This window comes from Streptococcus sp. DD10, from assembly GCF_001578805.1.
Classification (GTDB): Bacteria; Bacillota; Bacilli; order Lactobacillales; family Streptococcaceae; genus Streptococcus.
The window spans coordinates 125,235-133,543 of sequence record NZ_KQ969157.1; the positions used below are offsets into that span (position 1 = coordinate 125,235).

At 36.6% G+C, this 8,309-nt stretch carries 10 protein-coding genes; 8 read left to right on the forward strand and 2 right to left on the reverse strand.

Features of this window, described 5'->3' with window-relative positions:
- The 3 genes from STRDD10_RS00520 to ftsY form a co-directional block, all read left to right on the forward strand.
- Positions 1 to 464: HAD hydrolase family protein (locus STRDD10_RS00520; protein WP_156468574.1), on the forward strand; the 464-nt coding region annotated here is incomplete at its 5' end.
- Complete coding sequence (locus STRDD10_RS00525; protein ID WP_067192163.1) at positions 452 to 1,270, forward strand: Cof-type HAD-IIB family hydrolase; 819 nt, start codon at positions 452 to 454, stop codon at positions 1,268 to 1,270. The genes STRDD10_RS00520 and STRDD10_RS00525, both read left to right, overlap by 13 nt.
- A gap of 3 nt (positions 1,271 to 1,273) precedes the next feature.
- Positions 1,274 to 2,665, forward strand: a complete 1,392-nt coding sequence (ftsY, locus tag STRDD10_RS00530; RefSeq protein ID WP_067192165.1) for a signal recognition particle-docking protein FtsY — start codon at positions 1,274 to 1,276, stop codon at positions 2,663 to 2,665.
- 169 nt (positions 2,666 to 2,834) lie between these two features.
- Here ftsY and STRDD10_RS00535 read toward each other — a convergent pair whose 3' ends face one another.
- Complete coding sequence (locus STRDD10_RS00535; RefSeq protein WP_067192166.1) at positions 2,835 to 3,128, reverse strand: DUF3270 family protein; 294 nt, start codon at positions 3,126 to 3,128, stop codon at positions 2,835 to 2,837.
- Positions 3,129 to 3,266: 138 nt separating this feature from the next.
- Here STRDD10_RS00535 and STRDD10_RS00540 point away from each other — a divergent pair, with 138 nt between their 5' ends.
- From STRDD10_RS00540 to STRDD10_RS10250, 3 genes are all read left to right on the forward strand, one after another.
- Positions 3,267 to 4,196: a peptidase U32 family protein gene (locus tag STRDD10_RS00540; RefSeq protein WP_067192991.1), complete on the forward strand. Its 930-nt coding sequence runs from the start codon at positions 3,267 to 3,269 to the stop codon at positions 4,194 to 4,196.
- Positions 4,197 to 4,309: 113 nt separating this feature from the next.
- On the forward strand, positions 4,310 to 5,602 hold the full coding sequence (locus STRDD10_RS00545; protein WP_067192167.1) for a peptidase U32 family protein: 1,293 nt from the start codon (positions 4,310 to 4,312) through the stop codon (positions 5,600 to 5,602).
- Position 5,603: 1 nt separating this feature from the next.
- Positions 5,604 to 5,915, forward strand: coding sequence for a CHY zinc finger protein (locus tag STRDD10_RS10250; protein ID WP_082781999.1), 312 nt, complete (start codon positions 5,604 to 5,606; stop codon positions 5,913 to 5,915).
- A gap of 229 nt (positions 5,916 to 6,144) precedes the next feature.
- On the opposite strand, the gene STRDD10_RS00550 is transcribed toward STRDD10_RS10250, so the two are convergent.
- Positions 6,145 to 7,005, reverse strand: coding sequence for a GH25 family lysozyme (locus STRDD10_RS00550; protein WP_067192168.1), 861 nt, complete (start codon positions 7,003 to 7,005; stop codon positions 6,145 to 6,147).
- Positions 7,006 to 7,207: 202 nt separating this feature from the next.
- On the opposite strand from STRDD10_RS00550, the gene STRDD10_RS00555 reads away from it, so the two are divergent.
- Both STRDD10_RS00555 and STRDD10_RS00560 read left to right on the forward strand, forming a co-directional pair.
- Positions 7,208 to 7,714: a hypothetical protein gene (locus STRDD10_RS00555; protein ID WP_067192170.1), complete on the forward strand. Its 507-nt coding sequence runs from the start codon at positions 7,208 to 7,210 to the stop codon at positions 7,712 to 7,714.
- On the forward strand, positions 7,698 to 8,090 hold the full coding sequence (locus STRDD10_RS00560) for a DUF4430 domain-containing protein (protein WP_067192171.1): 393 nt from the start codon (positions 7,698 to 7,700) through the stop codon (positions 8,088 to 8,090). Before STRDD10_RS00555 ends, STRDD10_RS00560 begins: the two co-directional genes overlap by 17 nt.
- Positions 8,091 to 8,309: the final 219 nt, after the last annotated feature.

The window sequence follows — 8,309 nt, forward strand, 5'->3', positions numbered from 1 at the left end:
CCTATGTTCTTGAAACAGTAGATCCTGATTATCTAGCAGTGAGTTCGCACTATAATAGTAATATTCAAAAAGTTGTTTCTTTTGAAAACATAGATGATGATATTTTCAAATATACCACTAATTTTCCTCCTGAGATTTTAGCAGAGGGGGAAGCATGGGTAAATGAAAATGTTGAGGGTGTCAAAGCTATGACAACGGGTTTTGAGTCAATTGATATTGTCTTGGACTATGTAGATAAGGGTGTTGCGATTGTAGAGCTCGCTAAAAAATTACAACTTTCAATGGATCAAGTGATGGCGTTTGGAGATAACTTAAATGATCTTCATATGATGCAGGTTGTAGGACATCCTATCGCACCAGAAAATGCACGACCAGAAATCCAAGAACTAGCCAAGGAAATCATTGGTCCACATACAGAGCAGTCTGTAATAGCTTATATGGAGGAAATAGCATGTCAGAAATAAAATTAATTGCCCTTGATCTTGATGGAACTCTCCTAACGAGTGATAAAAAAATTTCAGAGCGCAATATGGAAGCTTTGTTAGCTGCAAGACAGAAAGGGATTAAGATTGTCTTGACGACAGGTCGTCCTCTGAAAGCTATGGAATTCTTCTTACGTGAGTTAGGAACGGATGAAAGAGATGATGAGTATACCATCACTTTCAATGGTGGTTTAGTTCAGAAAAATACAGGTGAAATTTTAGATAAAACAGTTTTTTCACTTGATGATGTGGCTCGAATTTTTGAGGAAACAGAAAAGCTGAACTTACCGCTTGATGCTATTTCAGAAGGGATAGTTTACCAGATTCAATCAGATCAAGAAAGTCTCTATGCCCAGTTTAACCCAGCTTTAACTTTTGAGAGTGTTGCTTTTGATGCTTTGTCTAGTCAGAATACATACAATAAATGCGTCACTGCTTATCCACAAGAACCATTAGATGAAGCCATTAAAAAAATATCTCCTGAGCTATTTGATCAGTATGAAATCTTTAAATCTAGAGAACTACTTCTTGAGTGGTCACCGAAAAATGTACATAAGGCGACAGGATTAGAAAAATTGATTTCCCATTTAGGACTTTCTCCTAGTCAGGTGATGGCTTGTGGAGATGAGGCCAATGACTTGTCCATGATTAAGTGGGCGGGCCTAGGAGTTGCTATGAAGAATGCTGTTGAACTAGTTAGAGAGGTCGCAGATGTTGTCACACCCATGACCAACGATGAGGATGCAGTAGCATGGGCTATTGAAAATTATGTTTTAAAGGAGTTCTAGAGAATGGGATTGTTTGAACGACTGTTTGGAAGACAAGAAGAACCACAAATTGAAGACATTGTAAAAGAAGCTTTGGAAAATATAGACTTACAAGAAGCAACGTTAGGTTCTGATATCGAACAAGAATCTCTACATATGAAGAGTCCTGAGGAAAAGGATGGAGCAGATGAAAAATCAGAGAAGTCTTCTCTGCTTCAGTTAGAGAAATCTTTACCTGATTCTGAGGAGACTGTAACATCCTCTAAAGATCGGATAAATTCTGAAAAAGAAAATGATGAAATCAGTTTTCAGAGTACAGAAGTTGAGCAGAAAGAGGAACAGAGTGATTCAAATCAAGAGGGTGGCGTTAAATCTTCCGTCATAGAAGCCTATTATGAAGAATTACAAGCTCGCATTGCAGAAGATGTTCACCAAACTGCAGAGGTAGAAGTACAATCTGAAGGGAAAAATGATTTTGAGGAACTTCAAGAAACTGAACAAGATAAATACGATCGAAGTCTTCGTAAGACACGTTCAGGTTTCGGAGCACGGCTCAATGCATTTTTTGCTAATTTTCGTTCTGTAGATGAGGAATTTTTTGAAGAATTAGAAGAGTTATTGATTTTAAGTGACGTAGGGGTGCAAGTTGCTTCTACTTTAACGGAAGAACTTCGATACGAGGCTCGTCTTGAAAATGCTAAAGATCCGCAAGTTTTACGCCGTGTGATTATTGAGAAACTGGTTGAATTATATGAGAAAGACGGTGATTATCAGGAAAAAATTAATCTACAAAGTGGGTTAACTGTTATGCTCTTTGTGGGTGTAAATGGTGTTGGGAAGACAACATCCATAGGGAAATTAGCCTATAAATACAAAAATGAAGGTAAAAAGGTTTTATTAGTAGCAGCAGATACTTTCCGTGCAGGAGCAGTAGCACAGCTTCTTGAATGGGGACGTCGGGTAGATGTCCCAGTTGTGACAGGACCTGAAAAGTCTGATCCAGCAAGTGTTGTTTTTGATGGGATGGAAAAAGCTGTCACTGACGGGGTTGACATCCTGATGATTGATACAGCAGGACGTTTACAGAATAAGGATAATCTCATGGCTGAACTTGAGAAAATTGGTCGTATTATTAAACGAGTAGACCCATCTGCACCACATGAAACTTTTTTAGCTTTAGATGCCTCAACAGGGCAAAACGCCCTTGTTCAAGCCAAGGAGTTTTCTAAGATTACTCCTGTAACAGGTATCGTTTTAACCAAGATAGATGGTAGTGCTCGTGGAGGTGTTGTTTTAGCTATTCGTGAGGAACTTCATATTCCGGTGAAATTAATTGGGTTTGGTGAAAAAATTGATGATATCGGTGTATTTAATTCTGAAAATTTTATGAGAAGTTTATTAGATGGGATCTTGTAAATTTTGTAAAATCAAAAATGGCAGAAAATTCTCTGCCATTTTTGATTGAAGTGGTATCAATAAGAAGCGATAGTAACAGGATAGTAGAGATTAGTTAAGGTAAATGACATGATATAGACAGATTAAAACTAGTCGCTATAAACAGGATTGAATTCAAAAAAACCGCAAGCTACTTTTTGCGATTTTTTATTTTTGTAAAAAGACGATAACTTTGAACGGATGCTAAACTAGCTCCGATTGCTAAGCTAAATGCTAAAAATGTATGTAGTTTCATTGAGAGAAATAGAAAGCTAAAGAGAATCGTTAAAAGGCAGAAAACAGAAACATTAATGAAAAAGAAGAGTTCACTAAGTAAAAGTGCCTGTTCATTTACAGGTACATATTCAGTATAGGTTGTTTTTTCTATGTCTTCTACCTCATGGTAGTGTAAACCTTCATTTGGTTTAAAATCTCTTAAAGCCATACTCTCTCCTTAACAATTCTATACTAGTTTAACATATTTTTAAGAGAAATAATGTTACAAAAATGTTACAATAACAATAAATCTTTTTTTCTTTCACTAGTGTTTGCTTGTAAAGAAAAAAATTGGTATAATGAAAAAATGAATAAAATTACTATTACAGCTACTGCAGAAAGTATTGATCAAGCAAAAGCTTTACTTGACAGTGGCGTTGACAGGATTTATGTAGGTGAAGCTAATTATGGTCTTCGCTTACCGAAAAATTTTACTCACGATGAACTTTCTGAGCTAGCTCAATTAGTTCATAGTAGAGGGAAAAAGTTGACTGTAGCTGTCAATGCATTGATGCACCAAGATATGATGGACAATATTAAACCCTATCTTGATTTTTTGGCAGAAATCAAAGCAGATTACATCACAGTCGGAGATGCAGGGGTATTTTACGTTCTTAAAAGGGATGGATATCCATTTAAGACAATTTATGATGCGTCTACAATGGTAACAAGTGGTCGTCAAATTAATTTTTGGGCTGAAAAAGCAGGAGTTTCTGAAGCAGTTCTCGCGCGCGAGATTCCGTCGCAAGAGTTGTTTACGTTAGCAGAAGTTGTTACAATACCAGCGGAAATTTTAGTTTATGGTGCTAGTGTTATTCATCACTCTAAGAGACCTCTTTTACAGAACTATTATAATTTTACTCATATTGATGATGAAAAGAGTCGTGAGAGAGATTTATTTTTAGCAGAACCTGGAGATGCCAGCAGTCATTATTCTATTTATGAAGATAAGCATGGTACACATATTTTTGCCAATAATGATCTGGATTTAATGACTAAGCTAGATGAGTTGGAGGTGCACGGCTTTAAGAATTGGAAGCTAGACGGACTTTATACACCTGGTCAAAATTTTGTAGAGATTAGTCGCCTTTTTGTTCAGGCAAGAGACTTGATTGAAAAGGGTGAATTTAATTCTAGTCAGGCATTTCTTTTAGATGAGAGAATTCGAGACTATCATCCAGTTAATCGACAGTTAGATACTGGATTTTATGAATATGATCCGGACTTAGTTAAATAGTAAAGCAAGTAGCTAATTTTGGCTACTTGTTCCTATTTTAATAGAAATATTAAAAATTCTGACAATTTTACAATCAATCATACTATTATACTTGCAATATATTAGGAGAAGATATGACAAAAACATTAAAACGCCCAGAGGTCTTAGCGCCAGCGGGGACATTAGAAAAATTAAAAGTAGCCGTTCAATATGGTGCAGATGCAGTATTTATCGGAGGTCAAGCCTATGGTTTGCGGAGCCGAGCAGGGAACTTTACGATGGATCAGATGCGGGAAGGTGTAGAGTTTGCGGCCCAATATGGTGCCAAAGTTTATGTTGCTGCGAATATGGTGATGCATGAAGGAAACGAAGTAGGTGCAGGAGAGTGGTTCCGTGAATTAAGAGATTTGGGGATTGCTGCAGTCATCGTTTCAGATCCTGCTCTAATTGCCATTGCTTCAACAGAAGCGCCAGGATTGGAAATTCATTTATCAACACAAGCGAGTGCTACAAACTATGAAACGTTGGAATTTTGGAAAGATTTGGGGCTGACACGAGTTGTTCTGGCTCGCGAGGTTTCTATGGAAGAGCTTGCTCAGATTCGAAAGAGGACGGATGTTGAGATTGAAGCGTTTGTGCACGGAGCGATGTGTATTTCGTATTCAGGGCGTTGCACGCTTTCTAACCATATGAGTAATCGAGATGCAAATCGAGGTGGTTGTTCACAATCTTGTCGTTGGAAATATGATCTTTATGACATGCCTTTTGGGCAAGAACGAAAAAGCTTAAAAGGAGAAATTCCAGAAGAATTCTCTATGTCAGCAGTTGACATGTCAATGATTGATCATATTCCAGATATGATTGAAAATGGAGTGGATAGTCTTAAAATAGAAGGAAGAATGAAGTCAATCCATTATGTTTCAACAGTTGCGAATTGCTATAAAGCTGCAGTTGATGCTTATATGGAAAGTCCTGAAAAGTTCGAAGCTATAAAGCAAGATTTAATTGATGAGATGTGGAAAGTGGCACAGCGTGAACTGGCAACAGGGTTTTATTATGGGACACCGACGGAAAATGAACAACTTTTTGGAGCACGTCGTAAAATTCCAGAGTACAAGTTTGTAGGCGAGGTCGTTTATTATGATTCTGTCAACAAAAGGGCTACGATTCGTCAGCGGAATGTCATTTGTGAAGGGGATCAAGTGGAGTTTTACGGTCCAGGTTTCCGGCATTTTGAAACAATCATTGAAGATTTACGAGATGCATCAGGAAATCAGATTGAGCGTGCTCATAAACCGATGGAATTGCTTAGTATATATATGCCTACTGAGGTTAAACCAGGTGACATGATTCGAGCTCTCAAAGAAGGTTTAGTCAATCTTTATAAGGATGATGGAACTAGTGTGACGGTACGTGCTAAAGCATAAAATGAGTGTAATCTATGGTCAGTTAGTGGATGAGGAGTCACGTTGTTTGCATTATCATGGTCAAACAGATATCCTCTCCCTTAAATGTTATGAATGTGGAAAGTATTATGCCTGTTATCAGTGCCATAATAAATTAGAAGAGCATTTGTTCTCACCGTACCCTATTCAGAATTGTCAAGATAAAGTTGTAATTTGTGGAGTTTGTAAAATGGAGTTGACCTTTGGGCTTTATCATGAAAATCGGAGTTGTCCCAATTGTCATTCATCTTTTAACCCTGCATGTCGAAAACATTATCATCTGTATTTTAAGTGAATTGATTTTGTTCAAATGTTATATATTACAAAAAAAGCTAAGTAAAAGTGTTTAACACCATTTTTGTATGAGTTTTTTAACTATACTTAGTATACTATGATGGTAGATAGTTAAAAAAGAAAAAACCAGTTGGAAAAATCAGGAATAAGATTTTTCCAACTGGTTTCTTCGTGTAGATTTTAATCAAAAGTTTATTATGTTCGACTCTGCAAATAAGAAAGGATTCTCCCTATTCTTGAGGAGCAAATATTTTTTGGAAGTTTTTCTCTTCATCCACAGTTGATGGAATTTGATTTAGGTCGAGTGGATAGCTAAATCCATTTAAGTATCCTTGAGAAGTATATTGATGAAGATCATACTTCTCAAGGGTTTGTGGTGCAGCATTAAAGTAACCATTATCATTTCCATAAGTTGGGAACCAAATAGCATCGAATTTATCAAGATTAATGCTGTGTTCTTCCATAAAGTAGGTTCCAATATAGATACCAATATTCTTAGCTCCAAGGGCAGATAATTTGGCACGAAACGCTTCTACACCTGCATCCATATCGTCCATTGTCTTTTCTTCGACATCCAGCCAATAGTAGCTAGGATTGAATTTTTTCGCAGCCTTATAGAATTCTTCCGCTTCTTTTTCCATTTCTTCTTTCGTGCTTGCTGCTACATAAGCATATACAGCTACTGGAATATTGCGCTTTTTAAATTCCTTAAGATGAGTCTCATAAGCCTTGTCTAGTCCATTTAAGTGGGCTGCAGCATTTTCTTTGGTTGTTTGTGCACCACTATGTACACGGATAATAGCACCTGAGATTTCATTACTCAACGTGTCATAGTCAATCTCACTAGGGAGTTGCCATCCGGATACATCTATGATTGGGCGAAAAACACCATTTATCGTAGTCGAAGTAATACTTGCAACTGTTGAAGAAGAACTTGTATTTGAACTTGCGCTAGATGAGGAAGAGTTTTGCTTAGTCTGGTTTTCATTAGCCCTGGTTTGTATGCTGGTTATGAATCGTGATGATAAAATCAATAGGATAAAACTAGCAAAGAAAGCAAGGACCACAATAGGTTTCATTCTCTTTCGCATAACAATTCATTTTAACGTAAATGCAAGTAGAAAGTAAAGCAAGGAGTATTGGTGTTACAAAAATGACATATTTGTCATTTAATCGTTATTGTTTAAAATATATTTGCAAAACTTGTTTATAAGATATTTCGAAATAAGACTTGACAAGAAAGGTAAGCTCAGATAAACTAGATAGGGATGTAGACATAGCAAGGAGGGGAATGTGACTGTTCGAAAAATAACTCAACTCACTTTTTTAGTTAGTCTTAGCGTTGTTCTTCGCTATCTTTTTGGTCCATTTCCAAATATTAAACCCATTACGGCTTTATTTTTAGTAATTGGCTTGCAACTAGGATTGGGGGAAGCTATTCTTGTTGCAAATTTGGTTATGCTAATAACTGGTTTTTTGCTTGGTTTTGGCCCTTGGATTTTATGGCAAATGGGGACTTATACGCTTGTACTTTTGTTTTGGAGAGTGTTGGTATGCCCATTTACTTCCTTGTTCTCCAACTCAACGAGAATCGGTTTTCAAGCTGTTTTAGCTGGTCTAATGGGAATGCTTTATGGCTTTATCATTAGTATTTTTTCAGCTTTATTTTACGGTTCGAGTTTTCTACCTTATTGGCTAAATGGTCTAATGTTCGATTGTCTTCACGCTGTGTCCACAATTATGTTTTATCCTGTTATTTTATCAATTTTTAGGAGATTTTATCATGAAGAAATTCAATAACCTTATCGTTTTAGTTCTAGCTTTAGTTACACTTGGTGCTTGTGCCACATCAAATTCAACTAATTCTAGCCAATCAACTAGTAGTAGCCATATTTCAGAATTAAAAGCTACTGTTACAATCAAAGAGTCTGAGGATAAGGTAACAAAAAAAGAAGTTAATTTTACTGACAGCCAAACAGTTATGGATATGATGAAAAGCGAATTCAAAATAGAAGAAACTAATGGGTTGATTACTTCTATTAATGGAGTGAGTCAAGATCAGTCTAAAAATACCTACTGGATGTATACAGTAAATGGTAAGATGGCTGAAAAAGGTGCTTCAGAAACAACTTTGAAAAATGGAGACAAGGTAGAATTTTATTTACAAGCTTTCTAATAGTTATAAAAAATTGAAAGAATGAGAATTCTGGTTGCTAAGTTTAATGGTTAAAGTGGAGTTTTAAGAGGCTGGGACAAAAGTCCTAGCCTCTTAATTGTTTTTGGATTGTCGAGCAAGACGCAGTGGTTGAGTGGGCTCTACCACGCTGATTTCATCAGCTTTTACAGCCCTACTCAACTGTGCGGAGGTGGGACGACGAAATCGAATTCTAACGAA

Coding starts and splice junctions, on each gene's coding strand:
- STRDD10_RS00525 (WP_067192163.1), top strand. CDS start 452: ATGTCAGAAATAAAATTAATTGCCCTTGATCTTGATGGAACTCTCCTA.
- ftsY (WP_067192165.1), top strand. CDS start 1,274: ATGGGATTGTTTGAACGACTGTTTGGAAGACAAGAAGAACCACAAATT.
- STRDD10_RS00535 (WP_067192166.1), bottom strand. CDS start 3,128: ATGGCTTTAAGAGATTTTAAACCAAATGAAGGTTTACACTACCATGAG.
- STRDD10_RS00540 (WP_067192991.1), top strand. CDS start 3,267: ATGAATAAAATTACTATTACAGCTACTGCAGAAAGTATTGATCAAGCA.
- STRDD10_RS00545 (WP_067192167.1), top strand. CDS start 4,310: ATGACAAAAACATTAAAACGCCCAGAGGTCTTAGCGCCAGCGGGGACA.
- STRDD10_RS10250 (WP_082781999.1), top strand. CDS start 5,604: ATGAGTGTAATCTATGGTCAGTTAGTGGATGAGGAGTCACGTTGTTTG.
- STRDD10_RS00550 (WP_067192168.1), bottom strand. CDS start 7,005: ATGCGAAAGAGAATGAAACCTATTGTGGTCCTTGCTTTCTTTGCTAGT.
- STRDD10_RS00560 (WP_067192171.1), top strand. CDS start 7,698: ATGAAGAAATTCAATAACCTTATCGTTTTAGTTCTAGCTTTAGTTACA.